This is a genomic window from Bradyrhizobium sp. Pa8, assembly GCF_052588265.1.
The window spans coordinates 4,179,108-4,203,047 of sequence record NZ_CP176767.1 but is presented as its reverse complement, the minus strand read 5'-3'; the positions used below and the strand labels follow the sequence as shown (position 1 = coordinate 4,203,047).

At 64.2% G+C, this 23,940-nt stretch carries 26 protein-coding genes; 8 read left to right on the top strand and 18 right to left on the bottom strand.

Features of this window, described 5'->3' with window-relative positions; all coding sequences use genetic code 11:
• The first annotated feature begins 22 nt into the window (after positions 1-22).
• From ACKWRH_RS18870 to ACKWRH_RS18860, 3 genes are all read left to right on the top strand, one after another.
• Positions 23-763, top strand: a complete 741-nt coding sequence (locus tag ACKWRH_RS18870) for an SDR family NAD(P)-dependent oxidoreductase (protein ID WP_445221814.1) — start codon at positions 23-25, stop codon at positions 761-763.
• A gap of 77 nt (positions 764-840) precedes the next feature.
• Entirely contained in the window at positions 841-2,019 is a 1,179-nt protein-coding gene (locus ACKWRH_RS18865; protein WP_445221813.1) for a hypothetical protein, read from the top strand.
• A gap of 167 nt (positions 2,020-2,186) precedes the next feature.
• Positions 2,187-3,413, top strand: a complete 1,227-nt coding sequence (locus tag ACKWRH_RS18860) for an ABC transporter substrate-binding protein (RefSeq protein ID WP_445221812.1) — start codon at positions 2,187-2,189, stop codon at positions 3,411-3,413.
• 105 nt (positions 3,414-3,518) lie between these two features.
• Here ACKWRH_RS18860 and ACKWRH_RS18855 read toward each other — a convergent pair whose 3' ends face one another.
• The 8 genes from ACKWRH_RS18855 to ACKWRH_RS18820 all read right to left on the bottom strand — a co-directional run bounded on the left by ACKWRH_RS18855 (position 3,519) and on the right by ACKWRH_RS18820 (position 12,478).
• Positions 3,519-4,775, bottom strand: a complete 1,257-nt coding sequence (locus tag ACKWRH_RS18855) for a TCR/Tet family MFS transporter (protein WP_445221811.1) — start codon at positions 4,773-4,775, stop codon at positions 3,519-3,521.
• Positions 4,772-6,154: a ribosome biogenesis GTPase Der gene (gene der, locus ACKWRH_RS18850; protein WP_445221810.1), complete on the bottom strand. Its 1,383-nt coding sequence runs from the start codon at positions 6,152-6,154 to the stop codon at positions 4,772-4,774. The genes ACKWRH_RS18855 and der overlap by 4 nt, the downstream gene beginning before the upstream one ends.
• Positions 6,155-6,203: 49 nt before the next feature.
• Positions 6,204-6,755: a hypothetical protein gene (locus ACKWRH_RS18845; RefSeq protein WP_445221809.1), complete on the bottom strand. Its 552-nt coding sequence runs from the start codon at positions 6,753-6,755 to the stop codon at positions 6,204-6,206.
• A gap of 43 nt (positions 6,756-6,798) precedes the next feature.
• The gene (locus ACKWRH_RS18840) at positions 6,799-7,452 is read right to left on the bottom strand and encodes a tetratricopeptide repeat protein (protein ID WP_445221808.1); all 654 of its coding nucleotides are present in this window, start codon (positions 7,450-7,452) and stop codon (positions 6,799-6,801) included.
• 166 nt (positions 7,453-7,618) lie between these two features.
• Positions 7,619-9,211 carry a class I adenylate-forming enzyme family protein gene (locus tag ACKWRH_RS18835; RefSeq protein ID WP_445221807.1) on the bottom strand — a complete coding sequence of 531 codons (1,593 nt, stop codon included), beginning with the start codon at positions 9,209-9,211 and terminating at the stop codon, positions 7,619-7,621.
• Positions 9,212-9,287: 76 nt separating this feature from the next.
• Positions 9,288-9,872: an NnrU family protein gene (locus ACKWRH_RS18830; RefSeq protein ID WP_039149546.1), complete on the bottom strand. Its 585-nt coding sequence runs from the start codon at positions 9,870-9,872 to the stop codon at positions 9,288-9,290.
• Between the two features lie 167 nt (positions 9,873-10,039).
• Positions 10,040-10,618 carry a hypothetical protein gene (locus ACKWRH_RS18825; protein ID WP_445221806.1) on the bottom strand — a complete coding sequence of 193 codons (579 nt, stop codon included), beginning with the start codon at positions 10,616-10,618 and terminating at the stop codon, positions 10,040-10,042.
• Positions 10,619-10,858: 240 nt separating this feature from the next.
• Positions 10,859-12,478, bottom strand: coding sequence for a peptide chain release factor 3 (locus tag ACKWRH_RS18820; RefSeq protein WP_445221805.1), 1,620 nt, complete (start codon positions 12,476-12,478; stop codon positions 10,859-10,861).
• A gap of 156 nt (positions 12,479-12,634) precedes the next feature.
• On the opposite strand from ACKWRH_RS18820, the gene sugE reads away from it, so the two are divergent.
• Positions 12,635-12,949 carry a quaternary ammonium compound efflux SMR transporter SugE gene (sugE, locus tag ACKWRH_RS18815; RefSeq protein WP_445221804.1) on the top strand — a complete coding sequence of 105 codons (315 nt, stop codon included), beginning with the start codon at positions 12,635-12,637 and terminating at the stop codon, positions 12,947-12,949.
• Here sugE and ACKWRH_RS18810 read toward each other — a convergent pair.
• The 7 genes from ACKWRH_RS18810 to ACKWRH_RS18780 form a co-directional block, all read right to left on the bottom strand.
• Positions 12,942-13,949, bottom strand: a complete 1,008-nt coding sequence (locus ACKWRH_RS18810; protein ID WP_008143644.1) for an inorganic phosphate transporter — start codon at positions 13,947-13,949, stop codon at positions 12,942-12,944. The two genes, sugE and ACKWRH_RS18810, sit on opposite strands and share 8 nt — an antisense overlap.
• 15 nt (positions 13,950-13,964) lie before the next feature.
• A complete protein-coding gene (locus ACKWRH_RS18805) occupies positions 13,965-14,609 on the bottom strand; it encodes a DUF47 domain-containing protein (protein ID WP_014495845.1) in 645 nt (214 codons plus the stop codon).
• Positions 14,610-14,765: 156 nt separating this feature from the next.
• The gene (locus ACKWRH_RS18800) at positions 14,766-15,734 is read right to left on the bottom strand and encodes a branched-chain amino acid ABC transporter permease (protein ID WP_445221803.1); all 969 of its coding nucleotides are present in this window, start codon (positions 15,732-15,734) and stop codon (positions 14,766-14,768) included.
• A gap of 1 nt (position 15,735) precedes the next feature.
• A complete protein-coding gene (locus ACKWRH_RS18795) occupies positions 15,736-16,599 on the bottom strand; it encodes a branched-chain amino acid ABC transporter permease (protein ID WP_445221802.1) in 864 nt (287 codons plus the stop codon).
• A 72-nt stretch (positions 16,600-16,671) separates the two neighbouring features.
• The gene (locus tag ACKWRH_RS18790; RefSeq protein WP_445221801.1) at positions 16,672-17,895 is read right to left on the bottom strand and encodes an ABC transporter substrate-binding protein; all 1,224 of its coding nucleotides are present in this window, start codon (positions 17,893-17,895) and stop codon (positions 16,672-16,674) included.
• Positions 17,896-17,928: 33 nt separating this feature from the next.
• Positions 17,929-18,675, bottom strand: a complete 747-nt coding sequence (locus tag ACKWRH_RS18785) for an ABC transporter ATP-binding protein (protein WP_445221800.1) — start codon at positions 18,673-18,675, stop codon at positions 17,929-17,931.
• Positions 18,668-19,423 carry an ABC transporter ATP-binding protein gene (locus ACKWRH_RS18780; protein ID WP_014495850.1) on the bottom strand — a complete coding sequence of 252 codons (756 nt, stop codon included), beginning with the start codon at positions 19,421-19,423 and terminating at the stop codon, positions 18,668-18,670. The genes ACKWRH_RS18785 and ACKWRH_RS18780 overlap by 8 nt, the downstream gene beginning before the upstream one ends.
• 353 nt (positions 19,424-19,776) lie before the next feature.
• On the opposite strand from ACKWRH_RS18780, the gene ACKWRH_RS18775 reads away from it, so the two are divergent.
• Positions 19,777-20,418, top strand: a complete 642-nt coding sequence (locus ACKWRH_RS18775; protein WP_445221799.1) for a hypothetical protein — start codon at positions 19,777-19,779, stop codon at positions 20,416-20,418.
• 22 nt (positions 20,419-20,440) lie between these two features.
• Here ACKWRH_RS18775 and ACKWRH_RS18770 read toward each other — a convergent pair whose 3' ends face one another.
• Complete coding sequence (locus tag ACKWRH_RS18770) at positions 20,441-20,794, bottom strand: ArsC family reductase (RefSeq protein ID WP_445221798.1); 354 nt, start codon at positions 20,792-20,794, stop codon at positions 20,441-20,443.
• Between the two features lie 105 nt (positions 20,795-20,899).
• Here ACKWRH_RS18770 and ACKWRH_RS18765 point away from each other — a divergent pair, with 105 nt between their 5' ends.
• From ACKWRH_RS18765 to ACKWRH_RS18755, 3 genes are all read left to right on the top strand, one after another.
• Positions 20,900-21,271 carry a tRNA-binding protein gene (locus tag ACKWRH_RS18765; protein WP_445221797.1) on the top strand — a complete coding sequence of 124 codons (372 nt, stop codon included), beginning with the start codon at positions 20,900-20,902 and terminating at the stop codon, positions 21,269-21,271.
• A 213-nt stretch (positions 21,272-21,484) separates the two neighbouring features.
• A complete protein-coding gene (locus ACKWRH_RS18760) occupies positions 21,485-22,117 on the top strand; it encodes a TetR/AcrR family transcriptional regulator (protein ID WP_445221796.1) in 633 nt (210 codons plus the stop codon).
• A gap of 3 nt (positions 22,118-22,120) precedes the next feature.
• Entirely contained in the window at positions 22,121-22,903 is a 783-nt protein-coding gene (locus ACKWRH_RS18755) for a sulfite exporter TauE/SafE family protein (protein WP_445221795.1), read from the top strand.
• A 2-nt stretch (positions 22,904-22,905) separates the two neighbouring features.
• Here ACKWRH_RS18755 and ACKWRH_RS18750 read toward each other — a convergent pair whose 3' ends face one another.
• Together ACKWRH_RS18750 and ACKWRH_RS18745 are read right to left on the bottom strand one after the other, a co-directional pair.
• On the bottom strand, positions 22,906-23,610 hold the full coding sequence (locus ACKWRH_RS18750; protein WP_445221794.1) for a glutathione S-transferase family protein: 705 nt from the start codon (positions 23,608-23,610) through the stop codon (positions 22,906-22,908).
• Between the two features lie 92 nt (positions 23,611-23,702).
• On the bottom strand, positions 23,703-23,846 hold the full coding sequence (locus ACKWRH_RS18745; RefSeq protein WP_445221793.1) for a hypothetical protein: 144 nt from the start codon (positions 23,844-23,846) through the stop codon (positions 23,703-23,705).
• Positions 23,847-23,940: the final 94 nt, after the last annotated feature.

Genomic DNA, 23,940 nt, shown 5'->3' with positions numbered 1-23,940 from the left:
TCCACGCCTGTAAAACCCCGCCATGACAAATCCCCTCGCCAACCGCATCGCTCTCGTCACCGGCGCCTCGCGCGGCATCGGCTTCGCCACGGCCAGGGCGCTGGCCAAAGCCGGCGCGCATATCGTCGCCGTCGCGCGCACGCAGGGCGGGCTGGAAGAGCTCGATGACGAGATCCGGAAAGACGGCGGCAGCGCCACATTGGTGCCGCTCAATCTCACCGATTCCGACGGCATCGCGCGGCTCGGCGCCGGCCTGCACGAACGCTATGGCAAGCTCGACATCCTCGTCGGCAATGCCGGCGTGCTCGGCCCCTGCTCGCCGGTCGGCCACATCGAACTGAAAGCTTTCACCGACGTGATGGCGGTCAACGTCTCCGCGAACTTCCAGCTGATCCGCTGCATGGAACCGCTGCTGAAGCAGTCGGACGCCGGTCGCGCCGTGTTCATCACCTCGGGCGCCGCCAACAAGGCCACCGCCTATGTCAGCCCCTACGCCGCCTCCAAGGCCGCGCTGGAAACGCTGGCCCGCGCCTGGGCGCAGGAAACCGCGAACACGCCGCTCCGTGTCAACCTGTTCAACCCGGGCCCGATCCGCACCCGCATGCGCGCCACGTTGATGCCGGGCGAAGATCCGGCGACGCTCGACACAGCCGAACAGGTCGCCGAATTCATCGTGCCGATGTGCGCGCCTGACTGGACCGAAACCGGCAAGTTCTACGACTACAAGACGCGCGCCTTGATGAGCTTCCGCTCGCCGGCCTGATTGACTCAAGCGCCTCCCCGCGATTGACTGCCCGCGCTCAAGCGGCAGCAAGCCGCAAGCCAAAAAGGGAGGTTGCCATGGCGCCGTGGCATGATCGCGCAGGGCTTGGTCGTACAAGGCTTGGTCGTACAAGGCTCGACCGTGCGCTCGTACGAGTCTCTCACGCCTTTTCCATCCTGATTGCAGTCATCGCGTTCGTGCTTCCAGGCACGGCGACTGCGGGTGACGTCCCGACCTTCGCGGTCGATGCCTCCTGGCCAAAACAGCTGCCGAACAACTGGATCCTCGGCCAGGTCGGCGGCATCACCGTCGACTGGCAGGGCCATATCTGGGTGATCCATCGCCCGCGCTCGCTCGCCGATGACGAGAAGGGCGCGAGCCTCAACCCGCCGCGCTCGAAGTGCTGCGTGTCGGCGCCGCCCGTGCTCGAATTCGACACCGACGGCAATCTGCTGCGGTCCTGGGGCGGTCCGGGCGAAGGCTATGAATGGGTCGGCCGCGAGCACGGCATCGAGGTCGACGAGCGCGGCTTCGTCTGGGTCGGCGGCAACGCCGACAACGACAACGCCATCTTGAAGTTCACGCTCGACGGCAAGTTCGTCGCCCAGATCGGCAAGATCGCGCCGAGCCTCGGCAGCAACGACACCACGCAGCTCGGCAAGCCCGCCGAAACCGCGATCGACAAGGAGGCGAACGAAATCTACGTCGCCGACGGTTATGGCAACCGCCGCGTCATCGTGTTCGATGCGACGACGCTCGCCTACAAGCGGCACTGGGGCGCCTATGGCAACAAGCCCGATGACAACAAGCAGGCGGCGTATGATCCCAAGGCGCCCGTCTCCCAGCAATTCGGAAATCCCGTTCATTGCGTAAAGCTCGCCAATGACGGTCTCGTCTACGTCTGCGACCGCATCAACAACCGCATCCAGGTGTTCAGGAAGGACGGCACCTTCGTGAAGGAGTTCTTCTTCGAGAAGAACACCCTTGGCAACGGCGCGGTGTGGGACGTCGCGATCTGGCCCGATCCGAAGCAGACCTGGCTGCTCAGCGCCGACGGCGAGAACAACGAGATCAGGGTGATCAAGCGCGACGACGGCAGCGTGGTCGGCAGCTTCGGGCACAACGGCCGCAATGCCGGGCAATTCCACTGGGTGCATGCGATGGCGGTCGACGCCAAGGGTAACGCCTATACCGCCGAGGTCGATACCGGAAAGCGCATCCAGAAATTCAGGCTGACGTCGGACGCGCTCAAATAGCGTCTCAACACACTTTGCCCAAAGGTTAACCGACGGATGACGCTACGCCGCAGCGTCATCCGGCTTTAGGTGCATTGCCGCCGGCCGTGGGACACGGTAGAGCGATCAGCCGGAACAAGGCTCCGCAAGAGAGCCGTCCGCATATTTGACATTGGAGGAAACCTTTTATGACGACGACGCTCGCGCGCCGCTATGCGGCCCTTCTGGCCTGTGCCACCTTCGGTTTTGCAACATCCGCCTACGCGCAGGACAAGACCGTCAAGATCGGCGTGTTGAATGACATGTCGAGCCTTTATGCCGACATCGGCGGCCCGAACTCCGTGGTCGCAATCAAGATGGCCGTCGAGGATTCCGGCCTGCTCAAGAAGGGCTGGAAGATCGACGTGCTGAGCGGCGATCACCAGAACAAGCCGGACGTCGGCGTCAATATCGCTCGGCAGTGGATCGACAACGAGAAGGTCGATGCGATCGCCGATACGCCGAACTCCGGCGTCGCGCTCGCGGTCAGCAACCTCGTCAAGGAAAAGAACGCGGTGCTGCTGAACTCCGGCGCCGCCTCTGCCGACTTGACCGGCAAGGCCTGCACGCCGAACACGATCTCCTATACTTACGACACCTACATGCTCGCCAACGGCACCGGCAAGGCGCTGACCAAGGCCGGCGGCGACACCTGGTTCTTTCTGACCGCGGATTATGCCTTCGGCCACGCGCTGGAACGCGACACCACGGCCGTCGTGACGGCGAATGGCGGCAAGGTGCTGGGCAGCGTCAAGCATCCGATCAACAGCTCGGACTTCTCGTCATTCCTGCTGCAGGCCCAATCCTCCAAGTCCAAGGTGGTCGGCCTTGCCAATGCCGGCGGCGACACCACGAACTCGATCAAGCAGGCGGCCGAATTCGGCATCGTATCGGGCGGCCAGAAGCTCGCGGCGCTGCTGCTGTTCATCAACGACGTGCATTCGCTGGGGCTCAAGACCGCGCAGGGCCTGACCTTCACCGAGTCCTTCTACTGGGACATGAACGAGCAGACCCGCGCCTGGTCGAAGCGCTTCGCCGCCCTGGCCAGCAAGAACGCGATGCCGTCGATGACCCAGGCCGGCAACTACGCGATGGTGCTGCACTATCTCAAGGCGATGGAAGCGCTCGGCGGCAACCCGCATGACGGCGCCAAGGTCGTCGCCAAGATGAAGGAGCTGCCGACCGACGATCCGCTGTTCGGCAATGGCCCGCTGCGCCAGGACGGACGCCGTCTCATCCCGGCCTATCTGTTCGAGGTGAAGAAGCCCGAGGAGTCGAAGGGCCCGTGGGACTACTACAAGCAGATCGCCACGATCGCGGCGGAAGACGCGGCCAAGCCGCTCAAGGACAGCGAGTGTCCGCTGGTGAAGAAGTAAGCCAGTCGACGCTGCCGTAGGGTGGGCAAAGGCGCGTAAGCGCCGTGCCCACCTTCTTTCCGCGAGTTGACGAAGTAGCGGTGGGCACGCTTCGCTTTGCCCACCCTACGAGACCGTCTTCGTCGCAGCCAGCGACCCCATCGCGATCGCGACACATACCACCATCAACACCGCCGCAAGCAGGAACGGCGCGCCGGGCAGATGCCACGGCGCGCTGGCGCCGATGAAATAGGAAAACGTCAGCGTGAACAGGAACGGCCCGACGAGCTGCGAGACGCTCTGCACGCTCGCGGTTGCGCCCTGCAACTGGCCCTGCTGATCGGGCGCAACCAGCCGCGTCATCAAGGATTGCATGGCGGCCCCCGAGATGCCCCACAGTGACATCACGGGAATGCCGATCCAGAACAGCGGGCCGGTCGGCGCGGCGCCGAAGATCACGAAGCCGATCGCGCCACAGCACAGACCGAGCACCAGCGCATTCCGCTCGCCGAGCACGCGCACGATCGGGCCGATCGCGAGCCCCTGCACCACCATGGCGCAGATGCCGACCATCGCGAGCGTCAGACCCACGGTTTTGGAATCCCACCCGTAGCGATAGGTCGCATAGAGCACGAAGGTCGAGGGCAGCACGACATGCGCGACCTGTGCGATGAAGTTGACGACGGATAACGCGGCCAGCGCCGCGTTGGACCGCAGCAAGTGCAGCGCTCCGACCGGATTGGCACTGGTCCAGCGGAACGGCGCGCGCCGCTCCGGCGCCAGCGATTCCGGCAGGACGAAAAGCCCATAGAGCGCATTGGCAAAGCTCAAAGCCGCCGACGCCCAGAACGGCAGCCGCGGATCGATATCGCCGAGCAGGCCGCCGAGCGCGGGGCCCAGGATGAAGCCGGCGCCGAAGGCAGCTCCAATCCTGCCGAAGACGGCCGCGCGCCGCTCCGGCGGCGTGATGTCGGCGATATAGGCAAAGGCGGTGGAAATGCTCGCCGAGGTGATGCCCGAGATCACCCGGCCGATGAACAACCAGAGCAGCGACGGCGCGAGCGCCATCAGCACATAGTCCGCGGCGAGCCCGAAATTCGACAGCAGCACCACCGGCCGCCGTCCGAAGCGATCCGACAGCGCGCCGAGCACCGGCGAGAACACGAACTGCATCAGCGCCCAGGCGGTGCCGAACAGGCCGAAGATGCGGGCCGCATGCGCGGTGTCGTTGTCGACGAAGCTCTCGATCAGCTTCGGCAGGATCGGCATGATCACGCCGAGCGCGAGCATGTCGAGCAGGATGGTGACGAAGATGAAGGCGACCGCGCCGCGCCGGACTGGCGCAGCGCCCTGCGCCGTCGCCTCGCCGGCATCGTTGCTCACGACGGCCGCTTGCGCTTGTGGGCGAAGGGGTTGGCCTTTTCGCGCAAGGTGATGCGCACCGGCGTACCCGGCAGCTCAAAGGTCTCGCGCATGGAATTGGTCAGGTAGCGCAAATAGGACTGCGGCACCGCGTCCGCGCGCGAGCAGAACAGCACGAAGCTCGGCGGACGCGCCTTGTTCTGCGTGATGTAATTGAGCTTGAGCCGTCGGCCGGACACGGCCGGCGGCGGATTGGCCTGCACGGCCTGCTCGAACCAGCGATTGAGCGCGGAGGTCGGCACGCGCCTGTTCCAGACGGCGTAGGCGTCCTGGATCGCCTGCATCAGACGATCGATGCCCTCGCCCATCAGACCTGATACGGCCACGATCGGCACGCCCTTGATCTGCGGCAGCCAATGGTCGGCATCCCGGCGCAAGCCCGAGATGGCGCCGCCGCCCTTGGTCTCCATCAGATCCCATTTGTTGACGGCGAGCACGACCGCGCGGCCCTCGCGCTCGATCAGATCGGCGATGCGCAGGTCCTGCTCCTCGAAGCGGTTCTGCGTGTCCATCATCATCACGACGACTTCGGCAAAGCGGACCGCGCGCAACGCGTCGGCGACCGAGAGCTTCTCCAGCTTTTCCTCGATGCGCGAGCGACGGCGCAGGCCGGCGGTATCGAACACGCGAAAATCGCGACCCTTCCAATTGATCTCGACCGCGATGGAATCGCGCGTGGTGCCGGCCTCCGGGCTCGTCAGCAGGCGCTCCTCGCCGAGCAGATGATTGATCAGCGTCGACTTGCCGGCATTGGGCCGGCCGACGATGGCGACGCGGATCGGACGCGTCGCTGCCTCCTCTTCGGTCAGCGGCTCGTCGTCCTCGGCTTCATCTTCGTCGACAGGCTCCGGCATCAACTCGCGGAGGGAGTCATACAGCTCGCCCATGCCCTCGCCGTGCTCGGCCGAGATCTGGATGGGATCGCCGAGGCCGAGCGCAAACGCCTCCATCGCGCCGGCATCGCCATGCTTGCCTTCGCTCTTGTTGGCGACCAGCAGCACCGGCTTGTCGGCCTTGCGGGCGAAATCGGCGAAGGCGCGATCGGTGGGCGTCAAGCCGATGCGGGCATCGATGACGAAGAACAGCGCGTCGGCCTGCGCGATCGCGGCCTCGGTCTGCTCCTGCATGCGCGCGGTCAGCGAGCCCTTGGCGCCCTCGTCGAGGCCGGCGGTGTCGATGATGGTGAATTCGAGGTCGCCCAGCCTGGCCTCGCCTTCGCGGCGGTCGCGGGTGACGCCCGGCAGGTCATCGACGAGCGCGAGCTTCTGCCCAACCAGGCGGTTGAACAGCGTCGATTTGCCGACATTGGGCCGGCCGATAATAGCAATCGTGAAGGACATCGGTCATTCGTGCGCTGCGAAGGCCGCGCCTGTCAATGTAATGAAGTGATCAGCGCGAGAAGCTGCCGCTCGGCATCGGTGCCGGGAAAGCTCCCTGCGATTGCTGCTGGGTGGTCTGGGTCGGTTGCGCCTGCTGGACGGGTTGATCCGGCGGCGGGGCGGTGGTGCGCTTGCGCACGATCTTCTGCTTGGGCGGCGGAGCGGCCGTGGGCGGCGCGGCCTCAGGCTGGGCCTCGCCGTCGACCTCGCCCGCCGGCGCCTCAGCGGGCGCGGTCGCGGCGCTGGCAGGCTGCCTGGTCTTCTTCGCCTTGGCACCCTTTGCCGGCTTGGCCTCGGGCGGCGGCTCGGCGGGCAGAGCCGCGACGGCCGGTGCGTTCGGATCCGGCTGCTGCTGTGCCGCGCCCTTGTACATCTCCCGCGGCACGCCCTGCTCAAGACCCGGAACGCCCTCCGGGAAGACCGGCTTGCGGTCGCCCGGCAGCTTCTTCTTGGTGTCGAGGAAGTCGAGCATATCGCTTGGATCGAAGCTGGAGCAGCCGCCCAGGATGCCCGTGAAGGCGATCAGGACGGCGGCTGCGATCAAGCGTGGCGTGCGGCGCATCTTGTGTCTCGTCTACGTCAGAGAGCCGAAGGTCAGCTCTTGGTCAGCTTTTGGCGACGGGCGGCAACAGGGCCTGGAGCGCCTCGGCGCGTGAGCGCAAACCGGGCGGCGTTTCGCCGTCCTCGGCAATCGCGTCGAGCCATTTGCGGGCCGCGGTCATGTTGTTGTTGCGCCAGGCCGACAGCGCCAGCAACTCGCGGGCGCTATGGCGGAACGTGGATTTGGGCGCGGCGGAGGACTCGAGCCGCTGCTGCATGTCGGCATAGGACGCACTGTCGACCAGCAAGCCGGCGGCGCGGATCTTCGCCAGATCTTGCCACTCACCGCCGATGCTGCGATCGCCGGCGATGTCGTCAAACATCTTGGCGGCCGCCTTGGGATCGCGGGGCGCGGCCTCAGCCGCGGCACGCAGCCGCGCCAGGGTGCGATAACCCGAGGGAGCCTTGGCGGCGAGCTCGGTGAAAGCGGCCTCGGCCTCCGCGTGCTTGTCCTGGTCGGACAGTTCAGCGGCCTTCTCGAAGGCGGCGCCGGCCTCGGCGGCCTTCTTGCCCTCCAGATACTGGTAGCCGCGCCAGCCGCCGACTGCGGCCACGATCAGCACCATCAGGGCGATGAAGACAATTGAATACTTGTCCCACAGCTTCTTGAGCTGTTCGCGACGTACTTCCTCGTCGACTTCGTCAAATAATTCAGACACTTATGATAATCCCATGCCCGTCCGGGTGCGCGCGCCAATGCGTTCGCGTCAGGAATCCCGTCCCCCACGTGGCGGCGGGGTACCCTAACGATATGGCGCTGGCAAGGCAAAGCGAGCCCAATCAAGGCGTTAACCACCCGGGACAGCCCGAAGCCGCCTGCCCGGCTCAGGTGCCCAGGAGCTCCCGCAGCTGCCGCTTCAGAACCTTGCCATTGGCATTGCGCGGCAGCGGATCGGACGTGATCGCCACGGTTTCGGGGACCTTGTAGTCGGACAGCCGCTCCGCGCACCAGGCGCGCAAGGCCTCGCCGGCCACCGGGGCCCGCGTCACCACCACGGCGTGGACGCGCTCGCCCAGCACCGGGCAGGCCTTGGCAATGATCGCGCTCTCGACCACGGCGGGGTGGCCGGCCAGCACGGACTCGACCTCGGCCGAATAGATCTTCAGGCCGCCGCGATTGATCATGTCCTTCTGCCGGTCGAACACGCGGATAAACCCCTCCGCATCGACCGAGCCGAGATCGCCGGAATGCCAGAACCCGCCCGTGAAGCTTTCAGCCGTCGCCTTCGGGTTATTCCAGTAGCCCTTGATGACGGAGGCGCTCTGGATCCAGAGCTCGCCGATATCGCCAGGGGGCAGCTCGCGTCCATCCGCTCCCATCGCGACGATATGGGCACCGGGACACGGCAGGCCGACACTGTCGATGTGGCTTGCAGTCAGCTCGCCCGGCATGATCGTCGAGGGCGACGTCGTCTCGGTCGAGCCGTAGCAGTTCGCGAGCTTCAGGCCGGGAATCGTCGCCTTGAGCTTCTCGATCGTCGCGACCGGCATCGGTGCGCCGCCAAAGCCGCCGATGCGCCAGCTCGAGAGATCGTAGCTGTCGAAATCAGGCTGGAGCAGGCACAGATTGTACATCGCCGGCACCATCACCGTGTAGGTGACGCGCTCGCGCGCGGCGAGCTTGAGATAATCGGCAGCCTTGAACTCCGGCATGATGATCAGCGCGCCGCCGCAGCGGATCATGGATGTGATGTTGGCGACGACGCCGGTGACGTGGCCGAGCGGCACTGCCGCGATCGACCGGTCCGCTTCCGTCAATTGCAGGCAGGAGACGAACACCATCGAGGAATGGACAATGTTGCAATGGGCGAGCATCGCGCCCTTCGGCTTGCCCGTCGTGCCCGAGGTATAGAGGATCATCGCGGTGTCCTCCTCGCCGATCTCGACCGGCGCCGATGCCGGGGCGTTGTCAGCGAGCACGGCGAACCGCGACTGGGCTTGATCGCTGTCGACGGCGATGCGGTGGATGACATCGGGGACGTCAAGCGCATCGGGCAGCCGCCCGGTGAGCCCTGCTTCATGGACCAGGATCCTGGCGCCGCAATCGGCGAGGACATAGGCGATCTCGGGCTTCTGCTGGCGCGTGCCGAGCAGCACCGTCACCAGCCCCTCATGCGCGGCGGCAAACAGCAGCAGCGGAAATTCGATGCGATTGCCGAGCAGGATCGCGACACGATCGCCGCGCTGCAGGCCGAGCTTGCGAAAGCCCGCCGCGATCCGCGCGGCTTGCTCCACCGCCTGCCGCCAGCTCAACCGGACATCGCCTGCGATCAGCGCTTCGCCATCCGGATTGCGGGCGCAAGCGTCCGCGATCATCGCCCACAGGCTCGCCGGCCGATCGCAGAAGGCCGGCACCACCCGATCGCCAAAGCGCGCCTCGAACCGCATCGGCGGGATCTGAGATTGCGACCAGTCCATCGGGAGGCCCTCGGCTGTTGCTTTGTCACGTTCCGCGCATGGCTGCGCGGAACAGTCTTGCGCTGATCGGCTGTCGTCAGACTCCCATGACGGGAACGCCGATCACAACCGGGTGGAACGCGAAGGCCAGCGCGAGATAGGCGACGACACCGACTGCAACGGCGATCAGATCATTGGTGACCCCACCCACCGGAATCGGCGGGCCGCCGCCATCTGTGCGATGCTTCAGCGAGATGCGGTCGTACACGGCCCAGCCCAGGAACGAGCCAAACAGGATGATGGAGCCGAGATCGCCATTGGCGAGCAGATGAGCGGCCGCCCACAATTTGATGCCCGCCAGCATCGGATGCTTCAGCGTCGCATAGATGCGCCCGCGCAAGTAGGACGCCACCACCAGGATGACCGCGGGCAGCATCAGCGCGACTGCAATGTGCTTGAATGCGACCGGCGGCTCCCAAACCGGGATCATTCCGGCCGCGCGATAATGGGCAAAGCCCCAGATGATCAACGCCAGCCCCGCAAGCGAGACGGCCGCATAGAGGATCTTGTAGGTCCCCTCGCCCAGTCTCGCGATCGCTTGCGCGCGCGCCTCTCGTTTCGTTGTGAAAACATGGGCCGCAAAAAACAACATCAGCCCCAGGATCATGACCAGCAGACCCACGACATCCTCCCCTCAACCAGCGCCCCGCATATGGCGTATCATCGATTGGGCGCGGGTCGCAACTCTCACGCCTCATGGTGAGGCGTGAAGGCCCGGCTGCTGCAACGGCCGCGGCCTTCATCCTGCGAGACGCGCGCAAGCGCGCTCCTCGGGACGAGGCGATGGAGCTATTTTCCAAGCTCGCGATTATCGACATAGCGGATCGCGATCGGCCGTCCGGCCAGAGCGCCGCCGAGGCCGCTGGTGAATTTGAGCGGCAGGCAGGCTTTCAGCGATGAATTGATCGCGTTGAGATAGGTCGTTCGGGTATCGGCCGGGACGCCCGCGGTCGCAAAGGTCAGCTGCGGCGGACCGATCATGCCGCCCGCCTTGTTGAAGCTGAAGCGCACCGCCACCTGCATGCCCGCGCGCGCATTGTCCGATGGCGGTGACCAGCAGGTGCGCAGCTCGGCGAAGAGATCGCCGATCGTATCGAGATCGTGATCCGGCTTCTGATATTTCGAGCGATCTGCCTCCGCCGGCACTGTTTCGATCGTGAGCTGGAGATTCTGGCCGTAGGGGTAGTCGATTTCGGGAATGCAGGGGCCGGGCTCGAGCGGGCTGCAATAGTACGGCGTGCAGGGCCGGCCGTCGAGCACGCTGCACGGCTCATGCGAAAACGGGATCGGATTGATCTGCCGGCGCTGCGCATCGGCGGCAACCGTCGATATCGCCAACAGGAGGAAAACGAGGATGCCGCGCCACATGATGCGAGCTCACAATGCCACACCAACCAACGTGGCATCGACAACGAACGCGTCAAGCCCGCCGACGTTCACATGCTTGCGTTCAAGCACGCTGTCGTCGCCCGGCTTGACCGGGCGACCCAGTACTCCGTGACGGTAGTGATTGAATCGATGGGCCGCGGCGTACTGGATGCCCCGGTCAAGCCGGGGCATGACAGCGGAGGGTGTGGCTGCCACGGATGTGGCTACCAGCGAGCCGCCCTACCCCTTCTTCTTGACGTCCTTGACGTTCGTGAACTCGATGCCTTCGGCGCGTTCCCTGGCGTAGCCGAGATAGAACTCGTTTCTCGCCAGATACACGGGATCGCCGTCGACATCGTCGGCGATGCTCGAGGTGTTGGAGGCGATGAAGGTGTCGAGCTTCTTGCGATCTTCGGATGAGACCCAGCGCGCGAGCTGGAACTCGCTGACCTCGAACTCGACAGGCAGCGAATATTCCGCCTCGAGCCGTGCCTTCAGCACGTCGAGCTGGAGCGCGCCGACCACGCCGACCAGCGCCGGTGCGCCGTCGCGGGGGCGGAACACCTGCACCACGCCCTCTTCCGACATCTGCTGAAGCGCTTCCTTCAGCTTCTTCGCCTTCATCGCGTCGGTGAGACGCACGCGGCGGACGATTTCCGGCGCGAAGCTCGGCACGCCCACGAAGGTGAAATCCTCGCCCTCGGTCAGGGTATCGCCGATGCGCAGCGTGCCGTGATTGGGAATACCGACGACGTCGCCGGCGAAGGCTTCGTCCGCGACCGAACGATCCTGCGCGAAGAAGAATTGCGGGCTCGACAGCGGCATGCTCTTGCCGGTGCGCACCAGCTTCGCCTTCATGCCGCGGCTGAGCTTGCCGGAGCACAGGCGCGCAAAGGCGATGCGGTCGCGGTGGTTCGGATCCATGTTCGCCTGGATCTTGAACACGAAGGCGCTCATACGCGGATCGGTAGCCTCGACCTTGCGCTGGTCGCTCTCCTGCGCGCGCGGCTCGGGCGCGAACTTGCCGAGACCTTCCAGGAGGTCGCCGACGCCGAAATTGCGCAACGCGCTGCCGAAATAGACCGGCGTCAGATGGCCCTCGCGAAAGGCGGCGAGTTCGAACGGTTTCGAAGCCTCGGTGACGAGCTCGAGCTCGTCCTTCACCGCGGAAACGTCGAGATTGGCATTGAGCTTGGCCAGCTCCGCGATCTCGATCTGCTGGGCCGCGCCGGTCTTGGCGCCGCCGCCTTCGAGCAGGCGTACGCCGCCATTGGCGACGTCATAGGTGCCGAGGAAATCGCGGCCGCGACCGACCGGCCAGGTCATCGGCGTGGTGTCGAGCGCCAGCGTCTTCTCGATCTCGTCGAGCAGCTCGAAGACGTCGCGGCTCTCGCGGTCCATCTTGTTGATGAAGGTGATGATCGGAATGTCGCGCAGGCGGCAGACCTCGAACAGCTTTCGGGTGCGCGCCTCGATGCCCTTGGCGGCGTCGATCACCATGACGGCGGAGTCGACGGCCGTGAGCGTACGGTAGGTGTCCTCCGAAAAGTCCTCGTGGCCCGGCGTGTCCAGGAGGTTGAACACAAGCCCCTCGAACTCGAAGGTCATGACCGAGGTCACGACCGAGATGCCGCGCTCGCGCTCGATCTTCATCCAGTCCGAACGGGTGTTGCGCCGCTCGCCCTTGGCCTTGACCTGGCCGGCGAGATTGATGGCGCCGCCGAACAACAGCAGCTTCTCGGTCAACGTGGTTTTGCCCGCGTCCGGGTGGGAGATGATCGCGAAGGTGCGCCGCCGCGCCACTTCGGTGGCAAGCGGGGAACGGGCCGGCGAGTCGGCTGATATGGCGATGTCGGACATGGCGGGAGCGTTTGGCAGGGAAAATGGGCCTGATCAAGCCTCATGTGGTGATTGCGGAGCCCTACGGCCAGCCCCATATCCGCTTTCGGGGAGGACGGCCTCCCCTCATCAGCATATCCGCCGCGGGGACGACCCTGCCTTGAATGGAGGGTCGTCATGGCCTGGAGCATCCTGTTCGTCGCCGGTCTTCTCGAGATTACCTGGGCGATCGGCCTGAAATACACCGAGGGTTTTACCAAGCTTGTTCCGTCCGTCATCACGCTCGTGGCGATGGCCGGCAGCGTCATCCTGCTCGGAATCGCGCTCAAATCGCTGCCCGTCGGAACCGCCTATGCGGTCTGGACCGGCATCGGCGCGGTCGGTACCGCCGCGCTTGGCATCATTCTGCTCGGCGAGCCGGCCACGGCGTTCCGCCTCGCCAGCATTGGGCTGATCGTCGCCGGCATCGCTGGGCTGAAATTCGTCACCTGACGAAAATCTGGACCGCCCACCAGGTCAGCGCCGCGACAATGGCCGAGGCCGGGATCGTGATCACCCAGGCATAGACGATCGAGCTCGCGACGTTCCAGCGCACCGCCGAGACGCGGCGGGCCGCGCCGACGCCGACGATCGCGCCGGTGATGGTGTGGGTGGTCGAGACGGGAACGCCGAGGAAGGTCGCCATGAACAGCGTCGCGGCGCCGCCGGTCTCGGCGCAAAAGCCCTGCATCGGCGTCAGCTTGGTGATGCGCAGGCCCATGGTGCGGACGATGCGCCAGCCGCCCATCAGCGTGCCCAGCGCCATCGCGGCCTGGCAGGACAGCACCACCCAGAACGGCACCGAGAATTCGCCGCCGAGATGCCCTTGCGAATACAGCAGCACGGCGATGATGCCCATGGTCTTCTGGGCGTCATTGCCGCCATGGCCCAGCGAATAGAGCGAGGCGGAGGCGAATTGCAGGATGCGGAAGGCACGATCGACCGCGAACGGCGTCGAGCGCACCGAGAGCCAGGACACAATCGCGACCAGCATCATCGCAAGCAGGAAACCGACCAGCGGCGACAGCACGATCGCAAGCACCGCCTTGGACAGGCCGCTCCACACAGCCGCCGAGATCCCCGCCTTGGCCATGCCGCCGCCGACGAGACCGCCGATCAGCGCATGTGAGGAGGAAGATGGGATGCCGAGCCCCCAGGTCACGAGATTCCAGACGATCGCGCCGACGAGCGCCGCGAAGATCACCTGGGCGTCGACCACCGCGGGATCGATGATGCCGGTGCCGATGGTCTGGGCAACATGCAGCCCGAACACCATGAAGGCGATGAAATTGAAGAACGCGGCCCAGAGCACCGCGAATTGCGGCCGCAGCACGCGGGTGGACACGATGGTCGCGATCGAATTGGCGGCGTCGTGCAGGCCGTTCAGGAAGTCGAACAGCAGCGCGACGGCGATCAAGCCGACGAGGACAGGAAGTCCGAGCGCAGCATCCACGGCGCGACCCCTGCCCTAAACTTGCTCGATGACGATGCTGTTGATCTCGTTCGCGACGTCGTCGAAACGGTCGGCCACCTTTTCGAGATGGTCGTAGATCTCGACGCCGACGATGAAATCCATCGCGCTGCCATCACGGTGCTTGAGAAACAGCTCCTTCAGCCCGATGTCATGGAGATCGTCGACCCGGCCCTCCAGCTTGCCCAGCTCTTCCGTGATCGCGGTCAGCATCGCGACGTTCGGGCCGATCGACTGCATCAGCGGCAACGCGCGCCCCACGAGATTGGCGCATTCGATCAGGAGCCCGCCAATCTCCCGCATCGGCGGCTCGAAGGTGCGGACCTCGAACAGCATCACGGCCTTGGCCGTCTGCTGCATCTGATCGATGGCGTCGTCCATCGAGGTGATCAGGTTCTTGATGTCGCCGCGGTCGAACGGCGTGATGAAGGTACGGCGCACCGCCGTCAGCACCTCACGGGTGATGTTGTCGGCGTCGTTCTCGAACTGGTTGACGCGCTGACAGTAGACCGGCGTCTCCTCGCCCCCGTTGAGCATGCCCTGGAGCGCGATCGAGCCCTGGATCACGGTCTGTGCATGGCGGTCGAACAGGTCGAAGAACCGTTCTTCCTTGGGAAGGAAAGCGCGAAACCATCGCATCATGGGGATAGGCTACCGGTTGGAAATGGCCCGGCCCGAACAGGCCGTCACAAAACTGTCATAGACCATTTCCGCTCCGCGCGCGTGTCATCTCACGCCCGTGGAGTCGGATCATCCACCGGATTCGCGTCCCAATGAAATTGGTGCGATATCAATGATTTAGAGCGAGCGCCGCAAGTAATGTGCGATTTCGCCGATGACGCCACCACGGAAGGTGAGCACGCAGATCACGAAGATCGAGCCCTGGATCACCGTCACCCACTGGCCGAAGCCTGCCAGATATTGCTGCATGGCGATGATCGCAAAGGCGCCGACCACGGGACCGAAAATGGTGCCGAGACCGCCGACCAACGTCATCAGCACGACCTCGCCCGACATCGACCAGTGCACATCGGTGAGCGAGGCGTTCTGCGCCACGAACACTTTCAGCGAACCGGCGAAGCCGGCCAGCGTGCCCGACAGGACGAACGCCAGGAACTTGTACTGGTCGGTCCGGTAGCCGAGCGAGATCGCGCGCGGCTCGTTCTCGCGGATCGCCTTCAGCACCTCGCCGAACGGCGAGTTGATGATGCGGTAGATCAGCAGGAAGCCGGCGAGGAAGCCGACCAGCACGACATAATAGAGCACCGTCGGCTTCGAGAGATCGAACACGCCGAACATGCGCCCCTGCGGAATGCCCTGGATGCCGTCCTCACCATGGGTGAATGGCGCCTGGAGGTAGATGAAGTAAAGCAGCTGCGACAGCGCCAGCGTGATCATCGAGAAGTAGATGCCCTGGCGGCGGATCGAGATGTAGCCAGTAATGAGCGAGAGCCCGAAAGCCGCGACGATTCCGACGAGGATGCCGAGCTCCGGCGGCAGCGCCCACACCTTCAGCGCATGCGCGCTGCAGTAGCCCGCGGTGCCTAGGAACATCGCGTGGCCGAACGACAGCAAGCCGCCATAGCCGATCAGGAGGTTGAACGCACAGGCAAGCAGCGCGAAGCACAGCGCCTGCATCACGAAGAACGGGTAGATGCCGCTGAATGGCACTGCGGCCAGCAGCAGTGCCATCACGACGAATACGATCATCTCGTCTCGAATGGCGCGCGGGGTCACCGGCAAAGTGTCGTCTGTCAAGGCTGTCATATCAGGCCGCCCTTCCCGTCAATCCCGTTGGCTTCACCAAGAGCACCAGCACCATCAGCACGAACACGACGGTGTTGGAGGCCTCGGGGTAGAAATACTTGGTCAGGCCCTCGATCACACCGAGCGCAAAGCCGGTGATGATGGAGCCCATGATCGATCCCATGCCGCCGATCACGACCACCGCGAACACGACGATGATGAGGTCGGCGCCCATCAAGGGGCGCACCTGGTTGATCGGCGCCGAGAGCACGCCCGCGAGCGCCGCAAGGCCAACGCCAAGACCGTAGGTCAGCGTGATCATGCGCGGCACGTTGATGCCGAAGGCGCGGACCAGTGTCGGATTCTCAGTGGCGGCGCGCAGGTAGGCACCGAGCCGCGTCTTCTCGATCAGGAACCAGGTGGCGATACACACCACCAGCGAGAAGATGACGACCCAGCCGCGATAGATCGGCAGGAACATGAAGCCGAGATTCATGCCGCCCTTGAGCTGGTCCGGAATGGCGTAAGGCAGACCGGAGGAGCCGAAATAGTTCTGGAACACGCCCTGCACGATCAGCGCGATGCCGAAGGTCAGGAGCAGACCGTAGAGGTGGTCGAGCCCGGTCAGCCATTGCAGCATGGTCCGTTCCAGGATCATGCCGAAGATGCCGACGATGATCGGCGCGATCAGCAGCGCCCACCAGTAGTTGATGCCGCCGAGGCTCAGCAGGAAATAGGCAACGAACGCGCCCATCATGTAGAGCGCGCCGTGGGCGAAATTGATGATGTTGAGCATGCCGAAGATCACGGCAAGCCCGAGACTGAGCAGCGCGTAGAACGAGCCGTTGATCAATCCCACCAGTAGCTGAGCGTAAAGAGCCTGCATCGATCCCGCACCCGGTCCCTTCGGCGTTCCCTGAAAATCGCCCGCAGGCCTGATGGCCTGCGGGCGCTTATCTTACTTCTTCAAGAGCGCGCACTTGCTCTCGGACAGCGGCGTGAAAGCCTGGTCGCCCGGCACGGTGCCGACCAGCTTGTAGAAGTCCCACGGTCCCTTGGACTCGGAGGGCTTCTTCACCTCGAACAGATAGGCATTGTGGATGGTGCGGCCGTTCGGCTGGATCTCGCCCTTGCCGAACAGGTCGTCCTCGGTCGGCAGCGACTTCATTTTCTCGACGACCTTCACGCCGTCATGCGGATTGCCGCCGAGCGCTTCGAGCGCCTTGAAGTAGTGACGAAGGCCCGCATAGACGCCCGCCTGCACCATGGTCGGAGGAGCGTTGTTCTTCATCTTGTCGGAGAAGCGCTTGGAGAAGGCCCGGGTCTTGTCGTCCATGTCCCAATAGAACGTCTCGGTGAAGTTGAGGCCCTGCGCGGTCTCGAGGCCAATCGCCTTGACGTCGGTGAGGAACAGCAGCAGCGCCGCGAGCTTCTGTCCGCCCTTGACGATGCCGAACTCGGCCGCCTGCTTGATCGAGTTGGTGGTGTCGCCGCCGGCATTGGCAAGGCCGATGATCTTGGCCTTGGAGGCCTGCGCCTGCAGCAGGAACGACGAGAAGTCCGGCGTGTTGAGCGGATGCTTGACACCGCCGACGACCTTGCCGCCGTTGGCGGTGACCACGGCCGTGGTGTCGCGCTCGAGCGCCGCACCGAAGGCGTAGTCCGCGGTCAGGAAGAACCAGGTGTCGCCACCGGCCTTCACCAGCGCCTGGCCCGTGGTGTGGGCCAGCATGTAGGTGTCGTAGGTCCAGTGCACGGTATTGGGCGAGCACTGCGCGTTGGTCAGATCCGAGGTCGCCGCGCCCGAGTTGATGTAGACGCCGTTCTTTTCCTTGACGACGTTGTTGACGGCGAGCGCCACGCCGGAGTTCGGGACGTCGACGATGACGTCGACTTTCTCGACGTCGAACCACTGCCTCGCGATCGCTGTGCCGATGTCGGGCTTGTTCTGGTGATCGCCGGAGATGATGTCGATCTTCCAGCCCTTCGCGGCAAGGCCGGAATCTTCGACGGCCATCTGGGCGGCGAGCGTCGAGCCGGGACCGCCGAGGTCGGCGTAAAGGCCGGACTGATCGGACAGCGCGCCGATCTTGACGGTCTTGTCCTGCGCGAAGGCTACGCCGGCGGTGGTCACTGCCAACGCCGTGCCGAGCAGAAACGATGCAATCGACTTTGTCTTCATGCTACTTCCCTTGTGAATTTTCTCTTGGCCGTTCTAGACGCCGAGATAGGTGTGGAGCTTGTCCATGTTGGCGGCAAGCTCCGAATTGGAAAATCCGTCAATGATCTTGCCGTGCTCGACCACGTAATAGCGGTCGGCGACGGTGGATGCGAACCGGAAGTTCTGCTCGACCAGGAGGATGGTAAAGCCCTCCTTCTTGAGCCGCGCAATGGTGTGTCCGATCTGCTGGATGATGACAGGCGCAAGACCTTCGGTCGGCTCGTCCAGCATCAGGAAGCTCGCGCCGGTGCGCAGGATGCGCGCGATCGCGAGCATCTGCTGCTCACCGCCGGAGAGCTTGGTGCCCTGGCTGTTGAGACGTTCCTTCAGATTCGGAAACAGATCGAAGATCTGCTCGAGCGGCAATCCGCCCGGGCGAACCACCGGCGGCAGCAACAAATTCTCCCGCACATCGAGACTGGAGAAAATGCCGCGTTCCTCCGGGCAGAACGCGATGCCCATCCGCGCGATCTTGTCGGAGGTTGCGCGGGTGATGTCCTGGTTGTTGAACTTCACCGAGCCCGTCCGCTTGCCGATGATGCCCATGATCGACTTCAGCGTGGTCGTCTTGCCGGCGCCGTTGCGGCCGAGCAGCGTGACGACCTCGCCCGCGTTCACGTCGAAATTGATCCCGTGCAGGATGTGGGACTCGCCGTACCATGCTTCCAGGTTGCGGACCTGGAGGATGTTGCCGCCGGTTGCGGCGTTTGCGGGAGCGTCCGCGGTTGCAGTCTCAGGCATGACCGGCTCCCAGATAGGCTTCCTTGACGCGCTCGTCCTTGGTGAGCTCGGAGTAGTGGCCCTGCGCGAGCACCTGCCCGCGCGTCAGCACGGTGATGATGTCGGAGAGATTGGCGACGACGCTCAGATTATGCTCGACCATCAGGATGGTATATTTCGCCGAGATGCGCTTGATCAGCGCCGCGATCTTGTCGATGTCCTCGTGGCCCATGCCGGCCATCGGCTCGTCCAGCAGCATCATCTCCGGGTCGAGCGCGAGCGTGGTTGCGATCTCCAGTGCGCGCTTGCGTCCGTAGGGCATCTCGACCGCGGGCGTATTGGCAAACTCGCTGAGGCCGACATCGTTCAACAATTCACGCGCGCGATCGTTGAAGCGGTTGAGCACGGACTTGGAGCGCCAGAAATCGAAGGAACTGCCGTGCTGGCGCTGGAGCGCGACGCGAACGTTTTCCAGCGCGGTGAGATGCGGAAACACCGCCGAAATCTGGAATGATCGCACCAGTCCCAGGCGCGCCACGTCGGCCGGCGCCATCGCCGTGATGTCCTGACCCTTGTACAGAATTTTGCCGGCGGACGGTTTGAGGAACTTGGTCAAAAGATTGAAGCACGTCGTCTTGCCCGCCCCGTTCGGGCCGATCAACGCGTGAATGCTCCCACGGCGAACCTTGAGCGCAACGTCGCGGACGGCGAAGAAGCCCGCAAACTCCTTGGTCAAGCCTTCCGTTTCGAGAATGAACTCATCGGCCAAACAGATTTCCCCCTGCCCGCACAATACGCGTGGCTGTCCTTAGTTACTTCGGCTTTCCGGGGGCCTTGGAGCCTGTCCCGGAACGTCGCCTCCGGGCGCGGAATATGCCGGAGGTGACGGGGGTTAGGCAAGGCGGAAAGCTGAGCAGATCAGGTCTCCGGCCGGGAGGCTTATGCTCCCTTAGTCGGACGCGTTTTGATGTCGCCTGCCCGGCCTCCCGGTTCGCAAGGCACCGGTCATCAAGCCGTCGTTAACGGTCTTTCATCTCGCGCGCCAGCCTTCATAGAAAATTTTCCCGCCGCATGGATCATGCGCGGGTTTTATGCGTCGGGAATATTGTCTTGGAGTTTGCCTTGGATTTCGCGAGCGCCGCTCCTTCCGTCGTCAAGTCGATCAGGCAGCGTGATCTCCTAAACACGTGGCTGCGACTTTATGCGCGCGGGCAGATGGTGCCGGCGATCTGGGAGTATCAGCCCGCGCGGCTCGAGGAAGAGCTGTCCGATCTGATCTATTATACCGTCGACATTTCTGCGCCGGCGCCGCGCCTCATCATCCAGAGCGAAGGCACGCGCATCTCGCGCGCCTATGGACATACCGGCAAGGGCGTTCTGCTCGACGACTATATCGGGCCGCGACTCGCACCCTTCGTGATGCCGATCTATTATGAATGCGTGGCGCGCGGCCTTCCGGTCTACAGCGTGGCCGACGTCGACGACATCTATGGCCGCGTGGTTGCCTATGAACGGCTGCTGCTGCCGTTCCAGACCGACGGCGAGGTCTGCCACGTGATCGCCTCGCTCAAGACGTTCTGCGAGGACGGCGGTTTCGAGATCAAGAATCTGATGCGCGGAAATGACGCGCTGCCGCGCCCGAAACTGCGCGTGGTGATCGACCGCGATCTCTTCCATCGCGCTCCCGGCCGGATCGCTGCCGCCGACGTTGTCGAATTCGCCGATCAGCCCGGCGTCACCACCGAGATCGTCGAGCTGAACTAGGGTCAGCGCGATCTGCGCCGACCTACTTGGCCTTGACTTCCTTGGCATAGATGTCCGGCTTGAAGCCGACCAGAAGCTTGCCGCCGACTTCGAGCACCGGCCGCTTGATCATCGATGGTTGCGCTAGCATCAGCGCCAGCGCCTTCTTCTCGGTGAGGCCTTCCTTGTCGGAATCCGGCAGCTTCTTGAAGGTCGTGCCGGCGCGATTGAGCAGCGTCTCCCAGCCAGCCTTGTCGCTCCACTGCTTCAGCTTGTCTTTCTCGACGCCCGCCGCCTTGTAGTCGTGGAACTCGTAGACGACGCCATGGGTGTCGAGCCAGGCGCGCGCCTTCTTCATGGTGTCGCAGTTCTTGATGCCGTAGATGATGTTGGGCAAGACCTTCCTCGCGCATGCGTCGTTGGATAACCGCAGCGTTGTACGAAACTCCGGTTCGCGCGACAACATGGCGAACGAACCCCCGCTCTCCGAACGGATACATCAATGCACGTCACTCACGATCCTGCCGCGGCCGTGTCGCCAGCCATCGACTTCAACACCTTTCTCGCGGTCGATATCCGCGTCGGCACCATCGTCGATGCAAGACCGTTCCCGGAGGCACGCAAGCCGGCCTGGCGGCTGTGGATCGACTTCGGTCCCGCGATCGGCGTGCGCAAGAGCTCAGCCCAAATCACCGAAAATCATCCGCTCGAGACGCTGGTGGGGCAGCAGGTCGCGGCCGTCGTCAACTTCCCGCCGCGCCAGATCGGTCCGGTCGTCTCGGAGGTGTTGACGCTCGGCTTCCCCGATGCCGAGGGCAAGGTCGTGCTGGTGCAGCCGAGCAAGCCTGTGCCGAACGGCGGACGGCTGTTCTAGCCACGCAAAGGCGGGTCGGGCCGCCGTCACCTCTGCCATAGCACCCGGCAACGGTTTGATCCTCCTGTTTCCGAACCGTCTGGACTTGACCAAGACCGTCTTTAATAATAAAAATGACTGACTGATCGTTTTTTATCATAATCGGCTTTGCTTGGACCACATCAGGCAAACGGTCAAAACGACCGATCTGTCAGTTATTTATGGACGGCCAAAATGCCCAAGATCAGCGACAAGCAACGTGAAGGCCGGCGGCAGCAGATCCTCGAAGCGGCCCTCGCCTGCTTCGCCGAGCAAGGCTTTCACCAGACCGGCATGGCCGACATCGTCAAACGGTCGGGCTTGAGCCACGGCGCGGTCTATCTCTATTTCCAGAGCAAGGACGATTTGATCGAGGCGCTTGCCGACGACCGGCATCGTCGCGAGGCCGTGCTCAACTCGGTGGCGCAGGGATCGGGGGATCCGATCGAAGGGCTTCACGCGCTGATCCGCGTCTACGCGCAATGGCTCACCGATCCCGCCGGCGAAGCGCGGCGTCGCGTCGGCATCCACGGCTGGGCGGAGGCCCTGCGAAACCGCCGCGTCCGCACCAGCGTCGTCGAAGGCATCGACATGCCGCGCGCGCTGATCGTGGCGCTGGTCGAGCGCGGCCAGCATGACGGCCTGATCAAGCGCGACCTCGGCGCCGATGCGATCGCGCGCGTGCTCATCGCGATCTTCCAGGGCTTCGTGCTGCAGAAAAGCTGGGGCGAGGATTTTGACGTCGAGGCCTGCATGATGGCCGTCGGCGGCGTGATCGAGGGATTTCGCACGACCAGGCCTGACATCAAGCGACGGACCAGGACGTAAGCGATGTCCTGGATTCACGATCTCCTCGCAGGCATTGGCGTCGGTCTCGTCGGCGGGCTGACATCGGGCTTCATGGGAACGAGCCCGGGCGGCGGGCTTGTCGTCTTCACCGTGCTGCTGCTCGGCGCGGAGCAGCATGTCGCCCAGGGGACGTCGCTGATCACGCAGGTCCCGCCCACTGGCCTCGCCGGCGTGCGCCGCTACTGGCAGAGCGGCAATCGCAGCCCGCTGCAATGGATCGCCTGGATCGGCCTCGGATTTCTCGTCGGCGGTGCGGGCGGCGGTTACGCCGCGGCGGCGGTCTCCGACTCGGTGCTGCAATGGACCTACGTCGTCTATCTCGTCGCGCTGATCGCCCTTCTGATCCTGCGCCGCGACCGCAAGGACGGGAGCCACGCGGCCGTTGACCGAGACGAGCTGCCTTGGCTCCCCCTGCTTCTCATCGGTGTGCTCGCCGGATTTTCCTCCGGCTTCATGGGCATCGGCGGCGGGCTCGCGATCACCGTCGGCCTCGCCGCGGGCTTACGCGTCCCCCAGCACCAGGCGCAACTCGTCAGCCTCATCTTCTCGGTCATCCCGACCAACATTCCGGCGGCGTGGATCTACTGGAGCAAGGGGCTCATGGTCGGCTGGCCGGCCATCGTCGGGATTCTCGCCGGCCTCTGGATCGGCACCGATCTCGGCGCACGCGCGGCCAATGGCGTCAGCAAAGCGGTGCTGCACCGAGTCATGATCGCCCTCATCTCGGTGATGGCGCTCTACATGACGCATAAGGCGCTGACCTGATTCTACGGCCGCTTCGGAATGTTCAGGCCGCGCTCCACGGCAGGACGCGCCAGCCCCCGTTCGAGCCAGGCACCGACCGACTTGAACTGGCTGAATTCGACGAGATCGCCGGCGCCGTAGAATCCGATGAGATTGCGCACCCAGCCGAGCATGGAGATGTCGGCGATGGTGTAGTCGTCATCCATGAACCACTGCCGGCCGGAAAGATGCGTCTCCATCACGCCGAGCAGACGCTTGGCCTCGCTGACATAGCGGTCGAGCGGTCGCTTGTCCCCGAAATCCTTGCCGGCGAATTTGTGAAAGAAGCCGACCTGGCCGAACATCGGCCCGATGCCGCCCATCTGGAAATGCACCCACTGGATGGCCTGGTAGCGGCGCGCGGCGTCCTCCGGCAGAAGCTTGCCGGTCTTCTCGGCGAGGTATTGCAGGATCGCTCCGGACTCGAACAGCGGCAGCGGGCGGCCGCCCGGACCATTGGGATCGAGGATCGCCGGAATCTTGCCGTTCGGATTGAGTGAGAGGAATTCCGGCGTCTTCTGATCGTCCTTGCCGAAGTCGACGAGGTGGACCTCGTAAGGCAGACCGATCTCTTCCAGCATGATCGACACCTTGACGCCGTTCGGCGTCGGCAGCGAATAGAGTTGAAGCAGCTCCGGATGCCTGGCAGGCCAGCGCTTGGTGATGGGAAAGGCGGACAGATCAGGCATCGGGACCCCGGCTTCGTTCGTGAGATGCCGCCTAATCTAGGCGAGCCGTCGAACGGCGCAAGGCCGAGCAGTGATCATGCATCGAAGCCGGACTACAAGGGCCGCAGCAGATGCCTGGCGGCGTACGCGACATCGCGCTGCGCGCGTTGCTCGATGAAGAGCTGCCCGGTGACGAGCAGCGCTCCGGTGAAAACGAGCGCGAGCATCGCGGTCGCGAACTGACTGGCATCCTTCATCGCACGAGCTTCTCCGTCATCGGTTCGCACGGGGAACGCGGGCCGACCATCGACAGTTCCTGCACGCCTCAAATAAATTGCCACTTTATCCCGA